Annotated in this window: 21 protein-coding genes; 6 read left to right on the top strand and 15 right to left on the bottom strand. The window is 50.2% G+C overall.

Annotated elements, in window-relative coordinates; translation table 11 throughout:
• The first annotated feature begins 141 nt into the window (after positions 1–141).
• From SH449x_RS25515 to SH449x_RS25505, 3 genes are all read left to right on the top strand, one after another.
• The gene (locus SH449x_RS25515; protein WP_482378902.1) at positions 142–3,474 is read left to right on the top strand and encodes a DUF1549 domain-containing protein; all 3,333 of its coding nucleotides are present in this window, start codon (positions 142–144) and stop codon (positions 3,472–3,474) included.
• Positions 3,474–4,952 (top strand): DUF1501 domain-containing protein, encoded by a 1,479-nt coding sequence (locus SH449x_RS25510; RefSeq protein ID WP_482378901.1) that lies wholly within the window; start codon positions 3,474–3,476, stop codon positions 4,950–4,952. Before SH449x_RS25515 ends, SH449x_RS25510 begins: the two co-directional genes overlap by 1 nt.
• A gap of 228 nt (positions 4,953–5,180) precedes the next feature.
• Positions 5,181–5,933: a DUF502 domain-containing protein gene (locus SH449x_RS25505; protein ID WP_482378900.1), complete on the top strand. Its 753-nt coding sequence runs from the start codon at positions 5,181–5,183 to the stop codon at positions 5,931–5,933.
• Between the two features lie 22 nt (positions 5,934–5,955).
• Here SH449x_RS25505 and SH449x_RS25500 read toward each other — a convergent pair whose 3' ends face one another.
• From SH449x_RS25500 to SH449x_RS25465, 8 genes are all read right to left on the bottom strand, one after another.
• Positions 5,956–7,029, bottom strand: a complete 1,074-nt coding sequence (locus SH449x_RS25500) for a DUF21 domain-containing protein (protein WP_482378899.1) — start codon at positions 7,027–7,029, stop codon at positions 5,956–5,958.
• 98 nt (positions 7,030–7,127) lie between these two features.
• Positions 7,128–7,580 carry a SufE family protein gene (locus tag SH449x_RS25495; protein ID WP_482378898.1) on the bottom strand — a complete coding sequence of 151 codons (453 nt, stop codon included), beginning with the start codon at positions 7,578–7,580 and terminating at the stop codon, positions 7,128–7,130.
• A gap of 21 nt (positions 7,581–7,601) precedes the next feature.
• Positions 7,602–8,474 carry a sulfurtransferase gene (locus SH449x_RS25490; protein ID WP_482378897.1) on the bottom strand — a complete coding sequence of 291 codons (873 nt, stop codon included), beginning with the start codon at positions 8,472–8,474 and terminating at the stop codon, positions 7,602–7,604.
• Positions 8,475–8,513: 39 nt separating this feature from the next.
• Positions 8,514–9,833, bottom strand: coding sequence for a Fe-S cluster assembly protein SufD (sufD, locus tag SH449x_RS25485; protein WP_482378896.1), 1,320 nt, complete (start codon positions 9,831–9,833; stop codon positions 8,514–8,516).
• 45 nt (positions 9,834–9,878) lie between these two features.
• Positions 9,879–10,637 carry a Fe-S cluster assembly ATPase SufC gene (sufC, locus tag SH449x_RS25480; protein WP_482378895.1) on the bottom strand — a complete coding sequence of 253 codons (759 nt, stop codon included), beginning with the start codon at positions 10,635–10,637 and terminating at the stop codon, positions 9,879–9,881.
• A 26-nt stretch (positions 10,638–10,663) separates the two neighbouring features.
• Complete coding sequence (sufB, locus tag SH449x_RS25475) at positions 10,664–12,109, bottom strand: Fe-S cluster assembly protein SufB (protein WP_482378894.1); 1,446 nt, start codon at positions 12,107–12,109, stop codon at positions 10,664–10,666.
• 54 nt (positions 12,110–12,163) lie between these two features.
• The gene (locus SH449x_RS25470; protein ID WP_482378893.1) at positions 12,164–12,496 is read right to left on the bottom strand and encodes a HesB/IscA family protein; all 333 of its coding nucleotides are present in this window, start codon (positions 12,494–12,496) and stop codon (positions 12,164–12,166) included.
• 11 nt (positions 12,497–12,507) lie between these two features.
• Complete coding sequence (locus SH449x_RS25465; RefSeq protein WP_482378892.1) at positions 12,508–12,792, bottom strand: 4Fe-4S dicluster domain-containing protein; 285 nt, start codon at positions 12,790–12,792, stop codon at positions 12,508–12,510.
• A 338-nt stretch (positions 12,793–13,130) separates the two neighbouring features.
• Between SH449x_RS25465 and SH449x_RS25460 the strand changes: the two genes are divergently transcribed.
• Positions 13,131–15,302 (top strand): sigma 54-interacting transcriptional regulator, encoded by a 2,172-nt coding sequence (locus SH449x_RS25460; RefSeq protein WP_482378891.1) that lies wholly within the window; start codon positions 13,131–13,133, stop codon positions 15,300–15,302.
• Positions 15,303–15,358: 56 nt separating this feature from the next.
• Here SH449x_RS25460 and SH449x_RS25455 read toward each other — a convergent pair whose 3' ends face one another.
• The 7 genes from SH449x_RS25455 to SH449x_RS25425 all read right to left on the bottom strand — a co-directional run bounded on the left by SH449x_RS25455 (position 15,359) and on the right by SH449x_RS25425 (position 20,434).
• A complete protein-coding gene (locus SH449x_RS25455) occupies positions 15,359–15,571 on the bottom strand; it encodes a CsbD family protein (RefSeq protein WP_482378890.1) in 213 nt (70 codons plus the stop codon).
• 409 nt (positions 15,572–15,980) lie between these two features.
• Positions 15,981–17,090: a site-2 protease family protein gene (locus SH449x_RS25450; RefSeq protein WP_482378889.1), complete on the bottom strand. Its 1,110-nt coding sequence runs from the start codon at positions 17,088–17,090 to the stop codon at positions 15,981–15,983.
• A 259-nt stretch (positions 17,091–17,349) separates the two neighbouring features.
• The gene (locus SH449x_RS25445; protein ID WP_482378888.1) at positions 17,350–17,892 is read right to left on the bottom strand and encodes a hypothetical protein; all 543 of its coding nucleotides are present in this window, start codon (positions 17,890–17,892) and stop codon (positions 17,350–17,352) included.
• Positions 17,893–17,951: 59 nt separating this feature from the next.
• Positions 17,952–18,617 (bottom strand): TIGR03000 domain-containing protein, encoded by a 666-nt coding sequence (locus SH449x_RS25440; RefSeq protein WP_482378887.1) that lies wholly within the window; start codon positions 18,615–18,617, stop codon positions 17,952–17,954.
• Positions 18,618–19,014: 397 nt separating this feature from the next.
• Positions 19,015–19,188 carry a DUF3309 family protein gene (locus SH449x_RS25435; RefSeq protein WP_482378886.1) on the bottom strand — a complete coding sequence of 58 codons (174 nt, stop codon included), beginning with the start codon at positions 19,186–19,188 and terminating at the stop codon, positions 19,015–19,017.
• 143 nt (positions 19,189–19,331) lie between these two features.
• The gene (locus tag SH449x_RS25430; RefSeq protein WP_482378885.1) at positions 19,332–20,075 is read right to left on the bottom strand and encodes a DUF4142 domain-containing protein; all 744 of its coding nucleotides are present in this window, start codon (positions 20,073–20,075) and stop codon (positions 19,332–19,334) included.
• Between the two features lie 83 nt (positions 20,076–20,158).
• Entirely contained in the window at positions 20,159–20,434 is a 276-nt protein-coding gene (locus SH449x_RS25425; RefSeq protein ID WP_482378884.1) for a hypothetical protein, read from the bottom strand.
• A 320-nt stretch (positions 20,435–20,754) separates the two neighbouring features.
• Between SH449x_RS25425 and SH449x_RS25420 the strand changes: the two genes are divergently transcribed.
• Complete coding sequence (locus SH449x_RS25420; protein ID WP_482378883.1) at positions 20,755–24,552, top strand: chemotaxis protein CheB; 3,798 nt, start codon at positions 20,755–20,757, stop codon at positions 24,550–24,552.
• Positions 24,549–25,208 carry a response regulator transcription factor gene (locus SH449x_RS25415; protein ID WP_482378882.1) on the top strand — a complete coding sequence of 220 codons (660 nt, stop codon included), beginning with the start codon at positions 24,549–24,551 and terminating at the stop codon, positions 25,206–25,208. Before SH449x_RS25420 ends, SH449x_RS25415 begins: the two co-directional genes overlap by 4 nt.
• Positions 25,209–25,219 lie beyond the last annotated feature (11 nt).

The following is a 25,219-nucleotide window of genomic DNA, read 5'->3' as shown; positions in this document are numbered from 1 at the left end:
CGTGGCCTCGTCCACTACATGTCCGAGGGTCTCGTGGCCTCGCCCACTACATGTCCGAGGGTCTTGTGGCCTCGTCCACTACAAGACTGAGCGCGGTACTTACCATTCCCGTCCGAACCTACTTTAGGACGTCTCCCAATCATGAGACTATCGTCTTCCTCCGTTCAGCAGTACTTCAGGCTCATTGTCAACGATTTCCACTGGCTCGCTATCTTATGCTTGGCCGGTATCAGTCCGCTCGTTTCAAGTCGTCTCGTCTTTAGCGATGGCAACTCGAACGATTCCGATAAACTCTACCTCCAATCGATCAAGCCGATTCTTGAGAAACATTGTTACGCTTGCCACGGAGGGTTGAAACAAGAGTCAGGCTTGCGTCTCGATACGGCCAAATTCATACTGGCTGGTGGGCACTCAGGTGAAATCGTCGACCAACAAACCCCGGCAAACAGCGAACTGCTAAAGCGAATCTCGGCCAACGACGATTCCTTGATGCCCCCAAAGCACGAGGGAGAACGCCTCTCTCCAGCGCAAGTAGAATTGATCGCATCTTGGATTGCCTCTGGGGTACAAGCGATCCCTGATGAAGCAGCATCGATGGAGCCTTCTCAGCACTGGGCCTTTCAACCGATCCAGCGTCCGACTTTGCCGACCAAAGTTGCCACGAGTCCCAGCCATAATCCCATAGATCAAATACTCTCTTCCAATGCGTTCGGTGAATCATCGCAGCAAAGGGAACCTCCTGCCCTTGTTACTTTACTTCGTCGTTTGTCCATCGATTTGCGTGGCCTGCCGATCGAAGAGGAAGTGCTCGTTTCCGTCCTATCGAACGACTCCGATTCCATTTACAGCGAGCTGGTGGAAAAGTGGTTGGCTGACGACGCGTACGGCGAGCGTTGGGGCCGCCATTGGATGGATATTTGGAGATATAGCGATTGGTGGGGACTGGGCGAAGAGCTTCGGAACAGCCAGTTGCACATGTGGCATTGGCGAGATTGGATCATCGAAAGCCTCACTGCCAATGTCCCTTACGATGAAATGGTACGTCAGATGCTGGCTGCGGATGAACTCTACCCAGATGATCAACAAAAACTGAGAGCGACCGGTTTTCTTGCTCGCAATTTCTTTCTGTTCAATCGCAACCAATGGATGGAGGAAACCGTTGAGCATGTCGGCAAAGGGCTACTCGGTTTAACAATGAACTGTGCCAAGTGCCACGATCACAAATACGACCCGATCTCACAGGTTGATTACTACCGCATGCGGGCCATATTCGAGCCCTATCACGTTCGACTGGATCTAATCGAAGGTGAGGCAGACGTGCGAAAGAATGCTGTCCCTCGTATCTTTGATCGGGAAATAGATACTGCAACTTATCTCTTTGTCCGTGGCGAAGAATCAAAACCTGATGAAAGCAAACCTATGGCCCCTGGGATGCCTGAGTTCTTTGCATTTGCCCCGTATACGCCCGAGCCAATCCAGTTACCGAAAGCGTCTTTTCAACCGGAAACGAATAGAGCCGCCATCAAGACGTATATCAACAAGTCGGAAACGCGGCTTGCGTCTCTCGACAAAAAGCGAGCTGCTGCACAGGCAAGAATCGACGAACTTACAAAGAGGTTTGACGCGTTGCAGAGTGACCTTAGCGACACGGACCAAATCGCCCAAGAATCGCATGCCCCCTCTATGAGTTTCACTGAGGAATGGAACGGAACCGACGATCTGGCAAGCCTCATGGACCGCTGGCAGTTGTATTCCGGCGAGTGGTCACTCTCGAACGGCATGCTTCATCAGTCCGCCAGGTCCTCAGATCGAGCAATCGCTCGTTGGAAAGGTGAAGTGCCTCGAGATTTAGATGCCGAGATAACGTTTCAACACACGGGCGGCAATCAATGGAAGAGTGTAGGTATCTCGTTCGACTGCACTGACGAAAATCCACTCGACGGTTTTCAAAGCAGCGACAACGAAGTTTCGGTCTACGCAAGTGCTTACGCGGGGGAGCAAAAGATTCAGATATCCTACGTTGCCAACGGGCAATGGGTTTATCCGGGCGAGGGCAAAGTCCAACAACCTATTGAACTCAATCAGCTTAACACGATGCGAGTCATTGTTCGAGACCAGCTCATCAATGTGATGTGGAATGGGAAGCTGGTGTTGGCATGGAATTTGCCTATTCCCCGACAAGACGGAGTCTTGCAACTAACCACCTTTGACGCACAGGCGAGCTTCGATCGATTCCGGGTCGAAGCCCTCGACGATGAGACGGTTATGAAGCGACCAACAGGTGAGCTGGCATTCAGCAATCGTTCGCCAGCGGGTATCAACGCCCAGGTTCAGGAATTACGTCGTGAGTTGGAACTGTTAGAACTGGAGTCAGCGGTAGCACATGAGGAATTGGCTTTCCATGAACTCCGTTTGAATGATCCAGATAAGGCGAAGTTTAATTCTTGGGCGTCGGCTACCGCATCACATAAGTTGGCCCAAGCACAACGGGCACTAGACCTGGCAGGTGAAGATTCGAAAGATGCGAAAACGCAAGAATGGAATCAAGCCAAGCAATTTCTCGAACAGGTTGCTAAAGGCGATCTATCCGGATTCGATCCTGCTTATCCTGGTGCGAAGTGGTCGGCAACTCGTTTTCAATTTTCCGGCAAAGATGACCCCGACAAAGAGTTTCCGGAAACGAGCACCGGTCGCCGCAAAGCCTTGGCCCAGTGGATCACTTCTCCCGACAATCCGCTCACAGCCAGAGTCGCCGTGAATCATATTTGGGTACGTCATTTTGGTGAGCACTTAGTACAGGACACTTTTGATTTCGGCATGAAAGCGAAGCGACCGGAGCATTTGGCGCTGCTTGATTGGCTCGCGGCTGAATTCATCGAAAGCCGGTGGGATATGAAACATTTGCACCGTTTGATCGTACAGTCGGAATATTACAAGAGTCATCACCGAAGCGTACCCCGCTTAGAATCCCAAGTAGTACGAGATTCTCTGCTCTCGCTAGCGGGCAAACTGGACCGAACACTCGGTGGGCCGACGATTCCAGCTTCCGAACAAGCGACGTCACCGAGACGAAGTTTATATTTCTTTCATTCCAACAATGAAAGAAACCTGTTCCTGTCGATGTTCGATGAAGCTCTTGTCACCGAATGCTACCGCAGAGAGGAGAGCATTGTCCCGCAGCAAGCGTTAGCGCTCAGCCACAGCCGGATGGTATTGGAAAGCGTTCCTGCAATCGCTGCGAGAATCCAAAAACTCGCACAAGGCTCGCATGAACAGTTTGTCAGGTTAGCCTTCGCGTCGATCATAGGCTTAGAGCCCACTGAGACAGAATTGAGTTTGTGTCTAGCGATGCTTTCTGAAACCGATGTCCCGTCCGATGGGACCGTCGCCAATCCAACTCAAGAATCCTTTTCCAACAAGGAAGAATTGGTTTGGGTCTTGTTAAACCATCATCACTTTTTGCAGGTGCCCTAATGAATCGTAAACTCAGCAGTCTTTATGAGGGGCGGTACACAAGACGAGCGGCTTTGTCGTCGATTGGATCCATCGCGCTCGCGACTTTGCTACAACGCGAGGGTGTGGGAGCCAGCTACCGTGACGAAGTAGTTGGTGAGAAGCTAGGGAGAGGAAATGCACCCGACGGGCTGCCTCATTTTCCACCCAAGGCGAAGAGTGTAATCTGGCTCTTCATGAACGGAGGGGTGAGTCATATGGAGAGCTTTGACCCAAAGCCGATGCTGACCAAGTACGCCGGCAAGACGATTTCCGAGACTCCCTTTGCGTCGACTCTGGATCCGGACAAGCTCGCCATCGAACGCTTGGTGGTGCCGGATGCGAATGGCAATCAACGAACCGAACTCTACCCGCTCCAAGTTGGCTTCCAAAAGTACGGCGAGAGTGGGCTCGAAATCAGTGATTGGTTCCCGCATATCGGAAAGAATGCGGATCGGATTGCTGTGGTTCGATCCATGTGGACGACTGACAGCAATCACGGGGCGCAAACGCAATTTCATACTGGGCGACATCGAAACGATGGCGAATTTCCGACTCTAGGGGCATGGGTGCACTATGGGCTTGGTTCGCTTAACGAGGAACTACCGCAGTTCGTTTCTATCGGCACTCGCGAGTACTGGAATAAACGAGATGGCTATTATCTAGGACCATCGCATGATGCTGTACCACTGAAAATCGATCCGTCCAATCCGCTCGATTTTGCCAAGCAAGAGATTCCTGTTCAGCGCAATGCTAAACGCAGGTCGTTGGATTTACTTCGCGAGTTGCACGCCGCGCGAATGAATGAGCAGCCAGACGACGAATTGTTGAAAGCCAGGATTGCCTCTTATGAGCTAGCCTATCGCATGCAGGACAGCATTCCCAAAGTGGTTGATTTCTCGGACGAGACGGCGGCGACCAAGACCATGTATGGATTGGATCGCTCCGAGTGCCGTGATTTCGGCATGCAACTATTGGCATCGCGTCGAATGGTAGAGCGAGGTGTGAGGTTCGTTCAGATCCAGCACGGTGGAGGTGGAGCCGGGGCATGGGATGCTCATGGCGGCCTCAAAGCGAACCATTCAGCCAATGCAGCGGCAGTCGATCAGCCCATTGGTGGCTTGCTCACAGATCTTCATCAGAGAGGTCTATTAGATGAAACCATCGTTGTTTTTGCGTCCGAGTTCGGCCGAACTCCGGGGAGCCAAGGCTCCGATGGCCGGGATCATCACATCTTTGGCTTTAGTGTTTGGATGGCAGGGGGAGGAATTAAAGGTGGCATCGCTCACGGAGCGACTGACGAGATTGGATTTCACGCCGTGGAGAATCGGCACTATGTCACCGACATCCACGCAACGATTTTGAAACAGCTGGGGCTCGATTCTCGCAAGCTTGAGCTGCCTGGACGGAAAAGATTGGAGGTCGACCACGGCGCAGCGATCGAAGAGATTCTTATCTGACCCAGGGTGATTGCCGACAGCCCATGGCGATGGCATTCTCTTGTTCCGGAAACTCAACTATGGATCGACCGAGGCTTGCGTTGCGGCAGGGGCGTTGATAAATGGAAACAGCGACCAGAACAGCCCGATATCCACCAGTTCGCCTGTTGGGTTGCTTCTGCGGTCGTTGCAGCCTACCTGTGATATCGCGGTATTGCCTTAATGAACAGACTTCATGAGAGAACGAGCATGTATCAGTTTTTCGATTTTGGTTGGAAGCGTCTGGTCCGATATTTCATGGTCGGACTGTTGGCGGTCCTACCACTTGTTTTGACCATTGCGATCGTATCGTGGGTGTTCAATTTCCTGCGTGGAATCGTTGGGCCAAACACTTATATTGGCAAAAGCCTCGCCTCGATTGGCGTTCGATTGTTTCGGCTCGAAACGGGATTGAGCAAAGAAACCATCGAATCAGCAACTCCCTTTGGCTATTTCACGGGCATTCTGATCGTTCTGATGGTTTTGTTTTTACTGGGCTTGTTTTTGGAGTTAGGTGCCAAGCGTTTTTTACAAAATCTAACCGAACGACTCATTCGGAAAATTCCAATCGTCGGCAGTCTGTACGGCAGCATGAAAAAGATGGTTGACTTATTCGATCAACCAGAAGAAGCAGAAATCAAAGCCATGAGTGTGGTATTTTGTTCTTTTTCCGGGGGAGTCGGAGGAACGGGCGTGTTGGCCTTGATGCCTTCGCCTGAAAAAATCCTGATCGATGACGTTGAATACCATGTGGTCATGATCCCAACCGCACCTATCCCCTTTGGTGGCGGTTTAGTTTACGTACCCGCCAACCAAGTCAAGACGCTCGATATGAGCGTAGACAACTTTATCAGCATTTACGTTTCAATGGGCGTCACGACCCCACAGTATATGCGCAACGCTTCAGAGAATGCTAAGAAGAGAAAACAATCCATCGAAGCAGGCGTAAAAAACCAGTCGTAGGCTAGGCGATGCGTTTGTCTACTCACAACCGCGACTGCTTCGCCTGACTATTATCGGCCCAAGAAGCATTCGAATGATGGAAATCTCTTCGAGCAATACGCCGCAGCAATCTTCCCAACAAATCCGAGCCGGTGATTATCCGGCGCTCCGTGTCGGTGTAAACGAGGATTAAATCCAAGTCAATCACGTCATCATCGCTTCTCTCAGGCTGTACCGTCAGCCGACCCAGCACCTGCCCGAGGGGCTGGCTCGCGTCCCGCACGATCAAGGGATGATGACAAAGTGAGTGAGGTTGGAATGTCTCCCCGCCAAACAACGCAGCATGGAGAAAACTGGGAGCACTGGCCACCAACCGCGGTTCGCCGGTTTCGTCAGTGAGCACGACCCACTTTCTTCCCGAGGCGGCAATCTGGCAAAGGAACGGATCATCGGAAGTGCGGGTGAACTTTGGAAACACCGGGTGCCCGTCGCAGAACTGCAAAGGGATGATACTGCGCGGATCCAGAGGTTCGCCTTCATGCCCCACCGGTACATCGTCCAACGCGAGGAAGTTAATCGCACCGGTGGCTTCAACGGCGCTGATTTCCGTGCCCTGTCCGCGCGCGTGGTGCTGCAGCATCTCACGCAACTCGTGCTCCCGATACCACGGCCTCCCCTCTGGGCCTAGCCAGACGTCGAGCAGCCTGGCCGAGGGCCACGCCACCGGCCAAAGTAGCACTTGATAGCACCGCAGTACCGGAGACAAAAAAGATGCCACCCGCAGCGCGTGCCGTGAGAAATATGCCTGCGGCGCAATTTCACCGGCGAGGGTGATGACGACAGTGGAAAACAGAAAAGCCGCCACCCCGGTCAATACCGACTCCGCCAACAGAGTCAACAGCACGTTGATAGCGACGTTGCCCCACAGAATGGTGGTCAGTGCGAAATTGGCATTTCCTCGCAAAGCTAGCACGCGTTGGGCTTGGACGTTGCCCGCCATGGCTATAGTCTCGAGCCGCAGTCGGCTCAAGCTGAACAACGCGAGGTTCAGCCCTGAAAACATCGCGGACTGAGATAGACACACTACGATGCCCAGCCAAATGAGGGTATCGGTCATGAAACGGGTTGCCTAAAAATTTTCACCATTCGTTTCCACATTCCGCGACGTTGGCTAAAAGCGCGTCGGTGGCTAAAAACGGACCGCCTGGGTGTGTTTCAAATCGCTTCGCCAACGGCCCTTTTTATTTCCAATTTGATTCGCTGCAAAATGGCTTGCAGCCCTTGCGTCCGAACCATTCCGAGTGCCTCTGCTAGCCCCAGTTCACGCAGCAGGCTTGGTTTCAACGCTAAAACCTCTGAAGGTGCTGCTCCGCTAAGCGAGCTCACCAACAAGCTGATGAACCCGCGCACTGTCGGCGATTCCCTCGGCACTTCGGCGTAAATCGCAACCTGATTGTTGACCACTTCGATCCACAGGTATACTGGAGTTTGACACTCATGCACTCGGTTCTCTTCCGCTTGGCGTTTCGACTGAAAACGCTGCGGTAAATCGGGCAGGTTCTCCGAATACTCTAACAACACCTCCAACCGATCTGAAACATCTAGATCGCGGAACGTGCTCTTAATTTCATCGAGTTTGCTTGTTTGATCAGAAGACTCGTCGATCACAACATTCCTTTTTCAATGCGTCTAAACATTCTTTTCAATGGGCATGCCGACTAAGTTACCCCACTCAGTCCATGAGCCGTCATAATTTTTCACGTTAGGGAATCCTAGCAGATACTTCAATACGAACCACGTATGGCTCGACCTTTCACCGATCCGACAATAGGCAACGATCAGTTCTCCATCGCGTTTCAAGCCGGCTTCATCGACGTAGAGTTGTTCCAGATCGGCCTCGGACTTGAAAGTCCCATCCTCTTTGACCGCGCGCGACCATGGTACGCTGGCAGCACCTGGAATATGACCAGCCCGCAGAGTCCCCTCTTGCGGATAATCGTCCATATGCAGCAGTTCACCCGTGTACTCACCCGTCGAACGCACATCAATTAAAGGGCGACCGGCGGCCTGGTGCTTGAGTACCTCGTCGCGAAATGCACGAATGCTGAGATCTGCGTCTTTAGCGACGTAGGAACCGCGAGGATAGACAGGCTCCGGTTGACGCACAAATTCGCGACCATCTAGCTCCCAACGTTTCCGACCACCATCCATAATCAGGCATTTCTCGTGCCCGTAAAGCTTGAACACCCACAGCGCGTAGCATGCCCACCAATTGCTTTTGTCGCCATAGAACACGACTGTTGTGTCATTGGAAATACCCTTGGAGGCACAAAGTTCAGCAAACCGCTCTTTTGAGATATAGTCTCGGACCGTTTGATCTTGCAAATCCGTTTGCCAATCGATCTTCACGGCCCCGCTAATGTGACCTTGTCCGTACAACAGCACGTCCTCGTCCGACTCTACAATTCTTACGTTTTCGTCGTTGCCATGCTCTGCGACCCAATCGGTGCTAACGAGTACTTCTGTTTTTAGTAGTGTGGCATCCATTTGTTGCGATCTCATCTCTTGTTAATGTTGGAACTATTTTAGTCGGCTAAATTTTCAAACCTCGGGCAAGCCGCGATCAGCTAGCAGGAGGGATTCCAGATGCTTACGAACCTCGGCCACGTTGACACTCTGTACGATGTCGTTGGCAAACGCGAATATCAGCATGGCCCTCGCCAAGTCCATAGGAATACCGCGCGAACGTAGGTAATTGAGAGCCTGAGCATCGAGTTCTCCTACCGTCGCACCGTGCGTACATCGCACATCATCGGCATAGATCTCCAACTGAGGCTTGGTGTCGATGACCGCATCGTCGGAGAGCAATATAGCCTGATTGCTTTGCATGGCGTTCGTCTTTTGTGCCTGCGGATGAACGTAAATTTTGCCATTAAATACGCCTTTGGCCTTGTTGTCGAGAATACCCTTGTAGATTTCATTGCTGCGGCAATTGGGTTTCGCATGGTCGATCCTGGTACGACAATCCATCAATTGCTCACCGCTAGGCATATAAAGACCGTTCAGCGTGCAATCAATCTCTTCGCCATCTAAAAAACAATCCACCTCGTTTCTTGCAAGGGCACCGCCGAACGCAAAGTAGTGGGAGTCGTAAGAACTGTGAGATTGCAACTGAACGCGAGTTGTAGCAACGTGCAAGGCGTCGATTTGCTCCTGCTGCAGTTTGTGATGATACAATTTTGCCGATTCGGCTACCTTAATCTCCGTAAAGCAGTTGTTGAAATAGCCAGCAGTACTATGTCCAACGTGACTTTCAATAATCGTGGCTTGGCTGTTCCTACCTAGCGAGATCAAATTTCTTGGATGGCAAGCGATCGACTGGTCGCCGACAGTAATGAAAAGCAAATGAATCGGCTGACTCAATTGAACATCGTCTGGAATATCAATTAAGGCTCCATCCTCGATGAAGGCCGAATTGAGTGAGCTAAATACGGACTGCGGTGAAACCGAAGCATCCAACAGCCGTTGCCGGACCGAGCCTTGGTTCTTAAGAATGGAATCTGCCAAACTGCCCGCATACTGCGTGTCAACCTGGCTACGACGCGACCAACGCTGACTGTAGCGACCGTTGATAAACACCAGCCGATCGCAGTTTTCCGTCAACGCCGCCTGTTCCACCAATGGGCCAACGAGGGAATCTATCGACGAATCGTGGACTGGTAGTTGAAAGGGACGGCGAAGCAGTGGCGCGATGTTGGTGAATCGCCACTCCTCATCGCGAGTTGTAGGGAGCCCTTTTTGGCGAAAGCCATTCATACCTTCCAATCGGATCGAATTGGCCCAATCAGGAATCTCCACAGACTGTTGCCCCTGGAATTTCGCATGTTGCTGTTCAAAGCTCGATATTTCTGTAGCAACCATGTCCTTGTTTTCTCTCCTCAAAGAATGTCAAAGTGTTTAAAAATCTCAAACACCCGCCGAAGCGGTTGGCCCTAGAAATGCGTAGCCATTCTCTTCTAGCTCAAGCGCCAGCGATTTGTCGCCAGACCGCGCGATCTGGCCTTCTGCCAGAACGTGAACGTAATCCGGCACGATGTAGTCAAGCAAACGTTGATAGTGCGTCACAACAATGATGGCCCGGTCAGGGCTTCGCAATCGATTCACCCCATCTGCCACGATCTTCAAGGCGTCGATATCCAGCCCGGAATCCGTTTCGTCTAGCACCGCTAGCTTTGGTTCCAACATGGCCATTTGAAGAATTTCGTTCCGTTTCTTTTCCCCGCCTGAGAAGCCTTCGTTGACAGAGCGTTCCATCATGCTCTTATCCATTCCCAGCCAAGCCATTTTCTCTTTGAGCAATCGCAAAAACTCAACCGTTTCGATCAGTGGTTGTTGGCGATACTTGCGAATGGAGTTGATGGCGGCCTTCAAGAAATACTTGTTGCTAACACCAGGAATTTCGACAGGGTATTGATAGGCCAAGAAGATCCCTTCCGCCGCGCGCTCTTCGATCTCCATTTCCAGCAGGTTCTTACCGCAGTAGAGCACTTCACCATCGGTCACTTCATAGTCCTCACGACCAGCCAGCACGTGCGCCAGAGTGCTTTTGCCGGAGCCGTTGGGACCCATGATCGCGTGGACTTCACCAGCAGATACGGTCAGATTGATACCCCGCAGGATTTCTCGATCCTCGGAACGAGCATGCAGATTCTTAATTTCAAGCATTTTTAGTTTTCCTTTTGATGTATTGTTTATCCAACGCTACCTTCGAGGCTGACGCTGAGGAGTTTTCGGGCTTCCACGGCAAATTCCATAGGAAGTGCATCGTAGACTTCCTTACAAAATCCGTTGACGATCATATTCACCGCGTCTTCTGTAGGCAGACCGCGCTGCCGACAGTAATAGATCTGGTCCTCACCCACTTTCGAAGTCGAAGCTTCGTGCTCCACTTTTGACGATGTATTTCGAACTTCAATGTAGGGAAAGGTATGGGCTCCACACTGATCGCCAATCAGCAACGAATCGCACTGAGAAAAATTGCGAGCGTTGGTCGCACCCTTCTGAATCTTGACCAGACCGCGGTAGCTGTTCTGCCCCTGACCGGCTGATATACCCTTTGAGATAATCGTACTCTTGGTGTTCTTGCCGATATGGATCATTTTGGTCCCCGTATCCGCTTGCTGATGATTGGCGGTCAAAGCAACCGAATAAAATTCGCCGACGGAATTGTCACCCTGCAGGATGACGCTGGGGTACTTCCAAGTGATCGCCGATCCGGTTTCAACTTGGGTCCAAGAGATTTTGGAGTTATCGCCTCGACAAGCTCCACGCTTGGTTACAAAGTTGTAGATGCCACCACGCCCCTCTGCGTCTCCAGGGTACCAATTCTGCACCGTCGAGTATTTGATCTGGGCATCTTCCAACGCGACCAACTCGACCACCGCAGCATGAAGCTGATTCTCATCTCGTTTCGGCGCTGTGCATCCTTCCAGATAGCTGACGTAGCTGCCCGCTTCCGCGATGATCAACGTCCGTTCGAACTGTCCGGTGTTTTGCGCATTGATGCGGAAGTAGGTTGACAGCTCCATAGGGCAACGAACCCCGGCGGGAATGAAGCAGAAGGAGCCATCGCTGAAGACCGCTGAGTTCAAGGTCGCAAAGAAATTGTCGGAATAGGGCACGACCGATCCCAAGTACTTTTGCACTAGGTCCGGATACTTGTGAACCGCTTCCGAGAACGCACAGAAGATAACACCATGCTTTTCCAATGTCTCTTTAAAGGTGGTTGCTACGGAAACACTATCGAACACCGCATCGACGGCAACTCCGGATAAAGCCTTTTGCTCTTCCAGCGAAATGCCAAGCTTCGCATAGGTCTCTAGCAATACGGGATCCACCTCGTCCAAGCTGTTGAGCTTGGGACGTTGTTTCGGCGCTGAATAGTAAACTGATTTCTGGTAGTCGATGCGCGGATATTGAACGTTATGCCACACGGGCTCCTCGAGCGTCAACCAATGACGATACGCCTTCAGACGCCAGTCCAGCAACCATCCAGGCTCATCTTTCTTTTCTGAAATCAGCCGAACGACATCTTCACTCAAGCCGGGCGGAATCGCATCCGCTTCGATCTCAGTAACGAAGCCATGTTGGTATTCGCGTTCTGAATACTCTTTCAGCAACGCATTTTCCGTTGTCATTGCAGATACTCCAAATCGGTTCTCTGGGACAATAAATAGTCAAATGGTTTGGGGCTAAGCCGAGAACGAACTGCCGCAGCCACAAGACTTCACAGCATTGGGATTGTTGAACACAAAGCCTCGCTTTTCCAGAGACTCGTGAAAATCGACCTCGGTTCCGTCTAGCAACAGCGAGCTCTTCTTATCCACAACTACCCGGATTCCGTGTAGCTCCCTAACCGAGTCAGCTTCTTCATTCACATTTTCATCGAAGCCAAGCTTGTATTCAAAACCACTGCAGCCACCACCTACGACACCGATTCGCAGAGCGACTGTGTCTGGTAACTGTTGGTCAGCAATAAACTTTTTCAATTCGTCCGCAGCCCGCTCGGTTAATTGGACAGCCATTGGCATTCTCCCTAATTTTTGAAGTTTTTTGGGTTAGTTAGTGTTGGTAATGCGGCAGGACTTTGGCGTGCCATCGTAGCATTCAAATCTCGGTACGGCAGCCACTCCGCCAACAAATCATCCTCGTGAAAAATGGCGTCTACCGGACAGGCAGCCACGCAAGCCTCACAGTCAATACACTGTTCTGGATCGATAAACATCATCCGCTCCCCTTCGCGAAAACTGTTCGAAGGACAAACGGCTACGCACTCTGCGTGCTTGCAATCAAGACACGCTTCCGTCACGACATGAGCCATTGCTTTCACCCCGAATACGGTTTTCAGCCGAGGAAACACTTTTCTCAACAGGACTAAGAAGCGAATGGCGCGCCAAACCGACCAAAAGGAAAACAAAAGCCATAAGTCCTTGTCTAAAAGCAACTTGCAGCATCTCCTTGCCTTCCATCAAAAGCGTACACAATGACCATATTTGGACATTTTGATGCCCTGTGCATAGCATTTTTAGTAGACAAGCCTCTTGCAATTCTTCGCATCTGCAGTTTTTCCCTGTGCAAATGACCTATAATGCGGTATCGCTCAGCACGCTGACCACATTTCGTCGAATATCTATATTTGGTTGAAGGGAAAGAAGGCAAATGCCTCTATCAACAAGCTCCCATCCGGTAGAGCGCCTCAATGAGCGATTGCTCGAACAGCTCAATATGGGGCAGAGTTTTGAAGAGCTATTCGATTCCGTGTTTGACCGTTTCCAAGGATTCGTTCCCTACAACCGGATTGCGGTCGCACTGTTGGAAGAAAAAACTGGCCTGTTGCGACTGAGTTCCTGTCGCTCGGATGGGCCGGTTGCTCTGAAAGTCGGCTACGCAGCCCGCATCGCAGGTTCCACTCTTGCTCTCTTGCTAGAGCACGGACAGCCTCGAATCATTGAGGATTTACAGGTTTACTTGCAGAACAAACCTAATTCTGCATCGACTGGTCTGATCGTTCGGGAAGGCATGAGATCCAGTTTAACTCTGCCGCTTATCGCCAATGGTCAGCCAATTGGCGTTGTGTTCTTTTCAAGCCGCCAACCTCATACTTACACCGAACAGCACGTTGCACTGTTGCGACCACTAGCAGGTCATATCGCCATTAGCGTAGAGCGGACACAGTTGATCCACGAGCTTCGCCAAAAGCAGGCGGAGTTAGTGGAAGCCAATAAGACGAAGGACGAGTTTCTGGATCTTCTCAAGAGCGAAGTGGAAAAGCAGACTCGTGAATTGCGGGCTTCCGAACAACGATACCGATTGTTAGTAGAGCTAAGCCGGATCATCAATTCTAGTTTGGACATTCGGGAGATCTTTCAATTGGCTGCTGCTGAGATCCAAAAGCTGCTGGGGTGCGACCGAATAAGTCTCCTCACCACCCATGAATTTGGATTGGCTCGCAATGGCTTTGCCATCGAATATCAGGGTGCCGATGGTCATTGCGTTGAGGTCCCCACTCGGGCGCTCCCTGGTTCGGCGTTTGATTGGGTCATGCAGCATGGCATGCCTCGTGTCGTTCGTCGCTTGGAGGAGACATCGCAATTCCCAGAAGATCAGATGTTGCGGGACATGGGCTACGGCTCAATGGTCTACCTACCCCTGCAATCTCGCGAGCAGAGTGTGGCTGTCTTGGGGCTCATTTCGCGCCGCGCCAACGAGCCGGATCATTGGGACATGGGATTATTGAGCGAAGTCTGCGGTCAGCTTTCCATCGCGCTCGCCAATGCCTCAACCTTTAACGAAATCAGTCGCCTGAAAGCGGATCTGGAACAACAGAATGTCTACCTCCGCGATGAGATCCGTTCGACCCAAGGCATAACGAATATCATTGGAGATAGCCGTTCCATGAGTCAGGTTCGCGTCGCTATCGAACAGGTCGCGGAAGTTGACTCGACCGTGCTGATCCTTGGCGAGACGGGCACCGGAAAGGAACTGATTGCTCGTGCCATCCACGACGCTAGCCAGCGACGCGAACAGCTGATGGTGAAAGTTAATTGTGCTGCCTTGTCCGCCAATTTGATAACGAGTGAGTTGTTTGGTCACGAGTCGGGTGCGTTCACCGGTGCCTCCGAGCGGCGTAAGGGCCGATTTGAGCTGGCTCATGGCGGAAGCATCTTTTTGGATGAAATATCGGAAGTCCCACTTGAGACGCAGGTCATGCTACTTCGCGTTCTCCAGGAGCGGACTATCGAGAGAGTGGGGGGCAGTGAGCCTATTCCTATCAACATTCGGGTTATCACCGCATCTAATCGCGACTTGAAAAATGCCGTGGATGCAGGTCGTTTTCGTGAGGATCTCTATTATCGTCTCAACGTATTTCCGATTCATGTCCCTCCGTTGCGAGAGCGCCGGGAGGACATCCCAGCATTGTTAAATCACTTCATTGAGCGATTCAGCCGGAAGCTCAACAAGCGAATCAAAGGCGTGGCGCGACAAACAATGGAATTGTTGATGAGTTACCACTGGCCCGGCAATATTCGTGAACTTGAGAACATCGTCGAGCGTGCCATGGTTGTCAGCAGCGACGACAACTTAGTCGTCGATGCCTCATGGTTAACCGGAGTTGTTCCGAACAGCTCATCGCTTCCAAGTCAGAATCGATCGTTCGCCAACATGGAACGGGAGACCATTCGAGACGCATTGGCACGCACGGGCGGTAAGATCTACGGTTCCAATGGAGCTGCGACGCTGCTTGGGCTAAAGCCGACCACTCTCTACGGCAAAATGCGAAAGTTAGGAATTGCCACAACTCGGCAAATCAGGCAGGTAAACAGCCCCTGACAACGGAGTTGATGGATGGTTTCGTTGGATAGGCTGCGAGAGTCATTACGCAGCCATCACAAAGAGCCATTAGACATTCGCGTCATGAATTGCTCGACCTTATGCTGCGCTTCAGCGCTACTCCAGCCGTACCTCGTCATCACGAGCCCCACCAACTGTGCTGAGGACCCATCGAGTTGCTCTATATCCAGAGTATCAAGTTTTCCAAAGGTGGTAATGATTCCATGATGGAATCGCTGCCTTGCTGACCTTTTTGCTATACCTGCCATCGTGATTTAATCCTTATCGTTGGAAAAGTTGTTAATGAATCGAAATAGCCATTCGCGTTTCGCAACGCCCAGACGTTGACGTTCAGCTCTTTGAGCAACCGTCCATTTACGCGCAATCCGAGCTGCTCGCGATTTAATTTCATCGGTCGTGATTCTTGACGCCCGATACAATACTTTCCCAAGTCGTTTTTGATCGGGATTGGAGGGGGTTAGAAGTGGCATTGAGGCATCCTTTACTCAGGCGGATTTACAAACATAGATTCAGCTCGCTATCTGCGAGCATGACTAGGATTGTTACAGATGCGGAGCAAGAGTTGAATAGAGTAGAATCGGATAATCTCATAGTTGATTCCACCACGCCGTTCGCTTACGCAAATTGTCTGAATAAGTTCTTCGCTTTGCGAAGGATTTATGACAATAAAGCAGCTTTCTGCTTCTGTTGCTCGCCGAGAGCTGCAGCAATGAGTAAGAATTCGCGAACATTCTCGGCAGTCAACAGTCCAACCATGGCGTTGTGCTGCATTACCGGAGCCGTCGAGCAACATTCAGACGCTTGCACTTGCATAAGGGCTTTGTCGAGCATGTCATTGGCATCAACAGATAGAAAGTCACGACGCATGACATCGCTTACCAGAGCGTCTTGCCCTTGTCTTTGCAATGCCAACATCAGTTCGCGACTAGGGAGAACGCCAACTACCGTGCCATCATCCACGACCGGGAAATCCTGCTGCGGCGTCGCCAAGACAAGTTCGATTGCACGCTGCAGAGTATCACTTGGATTTAGGGAGCGAAAATCGGTCATCATCGCGCGCTTCACAGGAATGCCGCCAAGTGCGGATTTCATCGTCGCCATGCTAGCTTCCTGTGTTGCCCCGATCCAAACGAATAGAGCGATGAAAATTAGAAACGGATTGACGAAGAAGCCAATGAAGGCGAAGAATAATGCCATCGCCTGGCCAATATTTGCAGCAATCTGGGTAGCATGTGCGTATTCGAGTCTTGTCGCCAACAACGCCCGCAGTACACGCCCACCATCCATTGGAAAGGCAGGAAGCATGTTGAAGACAACCAAAATGACGTTGACAAACAGTAGCCGCTCGAGAAACGGTCCGCTGGTTACGCTGACCTGTTCTAGAGGTGCGAGCGCGCTAGCGAACCAAAGCCAGGCAAACAAGCCCGCGGCAATGACGACGTTGACCGCCGGACCAGCGAGCGCTACCCACAACTCCTCCATCGGTTTTTCTGGCATGCGTTCCAGGCGTGCGATGCCTCCGATGGGTAACAGCGTAATATCCTTTGTCTTGATTCCGTAGCGGGCTGCCATGAACGCATGTCCAAATTCGTGCAGCACCACACACGCGAAAATAGCGAGAATGAAGCCAACGCCTTCTAGCGTTTTCCCCAAACTATGACCCGCTGAGTAATGACTTAGAACAACAAAGCCGATCAGAATTAAGAACGTGGCATGCATATAAACGCCAATGCCACGAATCTCACCGAGTTTCCAAGACCATTTCATAATCTACCGATTTCATTTTGTGGATTTCCTAGAGTCTGAACTGAGAGCAATTGGTTGTCAACAGCCCATTCCCCAGTCATTCAGCGCGCAAGCGTTAAGCTAAGAGGTAAGCATTGCGGTCAATTCCATAGATTATGAGGTTTGGTGATTCTCGATCGTCCGTATCTTCGTCTTATTGTCTTATTCGGCGTTCGTCTTGTTTGTAATTCGCCTTCAGTTTTAGGCAAACATGCCCTTGGTGGGTTCTCTTGAGCCTGACTTATGAGGTTGGATCATGCCCGTTGCGGTCGTCGCCTTCAGCCTTTAGAGCTTCACGCCCAAGCTTATCGCGTTCATCCTGGGCGGCATTCTCGATGAATAAAGGGATATAAGGGAGGATAATCAGGACGACTAGCATGAACAGAACGGTTGCGGCGAGCCCAACCTTTGCCCAGTCATCAAACATGGTCGCAGCGACAATAAAAGTGGCGGTAGCGAATAGCATGATGAGGCCAATGGCCGTATAGATGCCCGCGTATTGAACGTTCATTTCAACTTCCTCGGGCGAAATCGTAGCCTGATGCCTGACTCGAATTTTTTTTACTCGCGATTTTTTCTCCAAATAGCTTACGACGATGAGAGCAAGAAAAAGAGGTGGCACTGGCAAGGCTGCGATGTAAGCTGCTTGACGATTGAAGATGAACAGTACTATGGTTGCGATCAGCGAAACAACAAGGCACAGGCCAAAAAACATTCTTGCATGTCGCATCATCACATGTCCATTAGGCTCACCGAGCTTTTCATCTCCAGCAGTGGTCGTCATGATTGTCTCCTACGATTCTTCCATTTTCTATCTGAAACCATCAATTCAGTTTTGTATCTCTAGCGTTGCTTGTTACCGGAATGCTGACTAGTCACCAACAGCATCGGTGAGCTACCTTTCAACATGAACTCCAAAAACTTAGATTCACCTACAGTTGCCGAAACCTGCTGAGTTTCAGAAATAAGCTTGCCACTGGCGTCTGGCATTTCTGCACGAACTGTGAATTGGTACACACTCCCTGGCTGCAAGTTTCTGCTGACAAATGAACGGTGGCTTCCTGTGGTTCTCGTAAGCTTCTCGTTGATGTAGATTTTTGCGCCAGCAGGAACCTTGGCAACAAGGTTAACTGACGTGCTCTTTCTTGAATCGATGACCACCGTAGGTGATGTTGATACTGCTGATTGGACAAAAGGTTGATTCGATGAACGGTTAAGTCTTGTTGAAACGCCATGGTGCTGCAAAGTTGCACCACCTGCTGATCCATAGCCACCTGCTGATCCGTAGCCACCTGCTGATCCGTAGCCACCCGACGATCCGTAGCCACCCGACGATCCGTAGCCACCCGACGATCCGTAGCCAGTACTCTGCCTTGTTGCTCGTCGTGCAGCATGGCGTTCGTGAATTCGCGATACGAAACGCCCAACAGCCCCTCCACCTCCTGACGATCCACCCGCGAAGCTGCCGCTGCTTCCGTATCCACCTCCATTGCTGCCATAACTCAACATTGAGTAACTACCATTTGAACCGCCGCTAGATCCCCACTGAGCAAAGGCTGCGCTAGGGAGGGTTACGGACAGCAGAGAGAGTGCAACAGCGAGCTTCAATGGTGAAGGAACACATCGGAATGTATTCTCCGTTGTTGCTCCGTAAGTTTTAGTGCATTTAGTCATCATGTTCAATTTCCAACGAGTATGAGTTTAGTTCTGCCGCGTCGTGTGACAGGAGCCTCTATGGTTGCAATTATTGATAATGAACCAAGAAGCGAATATCGAGCAGACTACGAAACTGTGATGGCGGATAGGACCATCGGTCGAATTGAGTGTTCTCTTAGTTGATCCTACAACCCTACCGACGAGAGTCACTGATGTTATGTAGGCGCCCGATTTTTTTCGACGAGCATTCCTACAGACGACCTGTGAGTACTAAAATCAGCAACACAACAACCAGGATGCTGAGAAGACTTAATCCTCCGCTCGGACCATAGCCCCAGTTACGGCTATGCGACCATCTGGGCAGAGTTCCGATACCACCAAATAGGAATAAAATCAGTAAGACGATCAAAATGGTCTGAAGCATTGAAAGAGCCACACTTAGGAGGAAAGATTTGAAGGGAAAAAACGAGTGCGAGTACAGGGAGCTGAGATTCTCAAGCTCCCTCTCGCACACTCGTTTTCTTCGATAGTTTCCTGCGAGACACAGGTATTACCGAACAGAGCCTCTTACTTGGATGGGAGCACGCCAACCTTAGTAGGGTCGCTAGCTGCTAGATCTTCCATCAATTTGACGGCTGCCTGCATATGGGCAGCATTCATCTTCAGTCCTTTTCGAATCATTCCTTGTACGTCGCCCGTCGCGTGTCGATCGAGAACGGTGAGACTGGACTTCATCGCTGCATGTTTTGCGATTTGCATACCGATGAAGCATTTATCAAGTTCGATCCCTTCCTGTTTTCCTAGCCATTCCTCGCCATCCTTCAGACACTGTTCCGAAATTTCTTGGTAGAGTTGCAGAAAATCCACCTCTGAATTTGGGATACTTGGCTTTAGAGCGGTAACATCTGTTGCTCTGTTTTCAGCTAACAATGGATTCGTTTCCGAACGACCGTTTTCTTGTCGCGTCGTCCGGGAGCTCTCCGAGAGGCTCGCGGTTGCCCCCTTGGACGCAAACCCTTTGAGTTCGTCCACACACGCCTGATGATCCTTTTCCAAAAGCTTTGCAAAAGCTTTCACCGCATCATTTGTTGCGTGTTTCTGTCCGAGGCGTGAAAACGCAACTTGCTCTTTGTTGGTTATCACCAAGTAATCCGCAAAAGTCTGCTCTTTAGATTGCTGAGCAGATAAACGGTTTTTCTGAGTTGGAACATCTCGGGGATTGTTGGCCCTGGTTGGGGGTTGTTGAGCTACGACAACTCCACCGAAAGGTATCGTAACGAGTGCTGCCATTGCAAATTGATTGATTTTCATTTTTTCTATCCTTAGGTTTTTTTTATTCACGTTTGGGGTCGCTCGGACAATCCGATTGATCCCCTTCCGATTTCGTCCTAGTACTAGGTGAGTGCCAAATCGGGAATGTGTTCTCCACAATCCACGAGATTCACCTTGCTTTTCTCGTCATTACACATGGTCATGCGGATTGTTTCCCCCTTTTTGATGTTCACCAACTTGGTTGGCTTACCGTCACGCATAACCTTCGTCTCTTTGTCAACCGAGTACTGATGCTCTTCACCCTCTTCACAGGTGAAGATAAGCTTTTCGCCTGACACTTTGACGAACTTTCCATCGCAGCACCCTGCTGTAGCATCTTTCGTTGTGCTTTTCTTCATATCAAATCCCTTGATGTTGTCGGCATGGGAGTCATTCCTGTTTTCACGCTTGGAAAGACGTTGAAAAAAAACAGGTTGATTTGCCGTCCTGACCAGTATCACAATCGTCGATCGGCTCGAATATCGAAGGATGTATGAAAGAATCCTGGTGGATTGAGCTAGTTCGGATCCTTTGTGGGAGACAGGACGCATAGCACCCAAGCGCTCCTGGGATGGTGAGTTCCACCATTCGGGGGAAGGTAACGTAGAAGAATCTTGGTTATATGGTATCTTCCTGAGATTGAATCTAGTGAGTTTCCACGGATAAACGGTCCTTCTGCATGAAAAACAGTTCTAATCTCTCGGCAGGGAGTCGGTCTAACGAGGACGAGTCACCTCTCAACGTAAACAGCGAAGCATTGCAGAGTCTAGAACCTAAAAGCAGGAAGATAAACACGGATGGTGAAATGCCCAAGCCATTCCCCATTGTAGGAATCGTTGCTTCGGCGGGTGGATTAGACGCGTTTAAGAAATTTTTCTTGTCGATGCCTACAGATAGCGGTATGGCATTTGTTTTGGTTCCGCACCTAGACCCGTCTCATGACAGCTTAATGGTGGAGCTTTTGAGCAAATACACTTCGATGCCGGTCGTCGAGGCAGAGCATGGGATGTCTGTTCTGACGAATCGAGTATACATTATTCCGCCTCAGAGCTTTCTCGCTATTTCCGATGCGAGACTGCAGTTAAGTCAACCGCCCAAAGACCGTCGATGGCAAACCTCGATTGACTTTTTCCTCCGATCGCTTGCTCAGAACCATGGCGAACGGGCGATTGGTATCGTTTTGTCGGGCACTGGCAGTCACGGCGCACTGGGTGTCCGCGAGATTAAACTTGCTGGTGGAATGGTGATAGCGCAAGAACCTGAGTCTGCAGAATATGATCAGATGCCGAAGAGCGCGATCGACACCGGAGTGGTTGACTGCGTGTTACCGCCAGAGCAAATGCCCGCAGCACTGATCAGCTTTTTAGACCTTCCGACTCTGAAGAATATCGACGAAGCTTCTGCAGTGTCAGACCCCTCGTCGGACTATCTCAACCGAGTCTTGGCCATACTGCATTTACAAATGAAACATGATTTCCGTCCCTATCGAAAACCGATGGTGCTGCGACGGATACAGCGTAGGATGGGACTGGTACACATTTCGAGTATCGCGTCATACTTGGATCATCTCGCGCAACGTCCCGAAGAAGTTGTCGCCCTGTGCAGGGATTTATTGATCAGTGTTACAGCTTTTTTTAGAGATCCAGAAGCCTTTCGTATTCTGGAGAACGAGATTATTCCTGATCTGCTCGCACGTCAAAAAGGGGATATGGCGATCCGTGTTTGGGTTCCAGGTTGCGCCACGGGGGAAGAGGCCTATTCCATAGCCATGTTGTTGTTTGAAGGAGTTGCAGAACGAAAACTCCCAATGGCAATTCAAATTTTTGCAAGTGACATTGATGCGGATGCGATAGAAGTCGCACGTGCAGGAATCTATCCGAGTAGTGTTGTGAGTGATGTTTCGCCCGAACGACTAAATAAGTTTTTTGTAATGATTGACGAAGATCGTTATCAAATCAACAAACAGATTCGCGATTCGATTGTATTCTCCAATCAGAATTTGATTGGTGACGCGCCGTTTTCCAAACTCGATTTAATTAGCTGCCGCAATTTGTTGATCTATCTCGAATCGGAAATGCAACAAAAAGTTATTTCGCTTTTCCACTTTGCTCTCGAGGCGGACGGGTACCTTTTGCTCGGTCCCTCAGAGACCATTGGCAGATCGACCGACATTTTTACTACTGTTTCTAAAACCTGGAGAGTCTACCGGCGTACCGGTTCGGCGCGCCGGGATTTGGTGAGCTTTCCATTAACTAAGACCGAAGAGCGTCGTAGAATGCTCCCACATCACGTAGGTTCTGCACCCCAACGAAAAAATTACAAGGAACTGACCGAACAGATCGTTCTCAATGAATTCGCTCCTGCATCTGCGTTGATAAACCAGAATCTGGAATTACTTTACGTCACGGGACCTTTAGTAAATTACCTTGAGTTCCCTAGAGGCGAGTTGACAAAAGATTTGCTTGCGATGGCAAGACCCGGTTTACGGACCAAGTTGCGAGCGGTTTGCCATCAAGCCATGCGTAATCAGAAGATTTCGTTTGAGGGAAACGCAAAGGTAAAGCGGAATGGGCGATATCTTCGGTGCTCAATCACAGTCCGTCCCCTTACCGAACCGAAAGAGGCTCATGGATTGTTACTTGTCCTTTTCCATGATTCGGGGGTTTTTGACACGCATTCGGACCAAGAGTGCACGGACCCATCGGATCCCCTAGGAATGAACCAAAATTCCTTGCTGGCGGAAATGGAGCTTTCTCAATCCGAGGACTCTCGAATAGTGCAGCAGCTCGAATTGGAGCTGAAATCAAAGGACGAGGAATTATACAGCACGATCGAGGAGATGGAGAGTTCGAATGAGGAACTCAAAACCTCGAACGAAGAAATCATGTCGATCAACGAGGAGCTTCAATCGGTGAATGAGGAATTGGAGACATCCAAGGAGGAGCTTCAATCGTTGAACGAGGAGTTAGGTACAGTCAACAGCGAACTCCAGGAAAAGGTTGCTGAATTAGACAAGACTACCGATGATTTGCTGAATTTGATTTCGAGCACCGAGATCGCGACTATCTTTCTCGACAAACAGTTAAACATTAAGAAATTCACACCGTCTACGAAGTCGTTACTGAATCTGCTCTCAACGGATATTGGACGACCACTAAGGGATATTGCTCCGAGATTCGTTTATGACCAAATGATGGCTGAGTGCCAAGAAGTTCTGATCCATCCGACAACTTTAGATCGGGAAATTGAAACGGACGACAATCGCTTTTACCTTCGCCGCATTCTACCCTATAGAACAGGTGATCATGACGTAGATGGAGTCGTGATCACCTTTGTCGAAATTACACAGCGTAAAAGAGCGGAGTCCCTTCAGCGAGAGGCAGACGCCAAACACTTCGCGGAGCTATACGAAAGCGCGGAGCGTCTCAAAGCTATATTGAATACAGCGATGGATGCTATTTTGACGTTTGATTCGAAGGGGAAAATTGAAACGGTGAACGAAGCTACAGAAAGAATTTTTCGTCATAAGTCAGACCAGCTTATAGGAAAGAATCTCTCGGTTTTGATTCCCTCTTTTTTGGAGAGTCCGGGGCATTCGGAGGGTTCTGATACAAACAATAGCGAAATGACACGAAGCATCGGCAAACGTTGTGAGTTGTTTGCACGTTGTAGCGATGGAACCGTGTTGCCCATCGATCTAGCGATTACGAGAATTGATCACCTCGATCTTTATTGCGGGATTTTGCGTGACATTTCGGATCGCAAGCAATTGCAAGCACATATTTTGGAAATTGCTTCGGAGGAGCAACGTCGTATCGGACAAGAACTCCATGATGGGACGCAACAAGAACTTATTGGGCTTTCCTTGTTTTCAGGTAGCCTAGGCGAATGTCTTGGAAATGCGAAACGCGCCGAGGTGCAAGGTGGTGTGGAGTGGAACCTAGTGGAATCCGATTACCAGCAACTTGTAAAGACAACCGAAAAACTAAACAAAGGTTTGAAGGAAGCTAATTTACACGTTCAGAAGTTATCGCATGGGATCATGCCAGTACAAATTGATGCCCGTGGGCTTCATTCGGCACTGACCGAGTTAGCCATAGCAACCGACGAGCAACAAGGCGTGCGTTGTCGGTTTGAGACCGAGGGTACGGTTGTTTTTCCGAATAGCGTGGTCGCGACACAACTCTATCGAATTGCACAGGAATCCCTCAACAATGCACTCAAGCATGGTCAGGCTACGGAGATTCTCATTGCTCTCAAGCAGCAGGAGGGTATGAATGCTCTCGAAATCCGCGATGATGGAGTGGGATTCGATACGCAGCACATTCCGCAGCCTTTGTCGGACGGGGTCGGAGTAGGACTTCGCATCATGGAGTACCGCGCGGGCATCATCGGCGGAGAACTTCAGATTAGCAGTCGTATCGGGTCCGGCACTACGGTTCGTTGTACAATTCCAGCAGAGAACGGATTACTATGAGTAAACTACGAAGTGTTACAAGGATTTTGATCGTTGATGATCATCCAATCATGCGAGATGGACTTAGTATGCGAATATCGACGCAACCAGACCTAGAAGTGTGTGGCGAAGCCGTGTCGGAAGATCAGGCTTTTGAACTTGTGAAGGCTCTCGAGCCTGGCTTAGTGATTATCGATATTTCGTTGAAGCAGGGAAACGGTATCGAGGTGATTAAGCGAATCAAAGCCTACCTTCCCTCCACAAAGATGTTAGTGGTTTCGGCCTTTAAGGAATCTTTGTATGCGGAAAGAGCCCTCAGGGCCGGCGCGCATGGATATCTCAACAAACAGGAATCGAATGAGAAATTAATTGAAGCAATTCGCACTGTTCTCAAGGGGGAACGCTATACGAGTGAAGAATTGACGCAACGATTAGTGTCGCAGGCTTTGGGAAAGCGTTGCGAATCCCAAGACCCCATTCATCTGTTGAGCGATAGGGAGCTTGAGATTTTTAAGATGATTGGTGCAGGAGTGTCTACCGGTGCGATCGCCGAGCAACTGTTCTTAAGCACTCACACAATTGATACCCATCGGGAGAACATTAAGCGCAAATTGGGTTTGAAAAGCGGACCAGAATTAACTCTCAAAGCGATTCAATCCGTTTTAGAAGATGGCTGAACCAGTTGTTG

Source organism: Brakhagea baltica, assembly GCF_052161605.1.
Classification (GTDB): Bacteria; Planctomycetota; Planctomycetia; order Pirellulales; family Pirellulaceae; genus JBKCUI01.
Note: the sequence above shows the minus strand (reverse complement) of the source record. Positions and strands in the feature narration are given on the sequence as shown.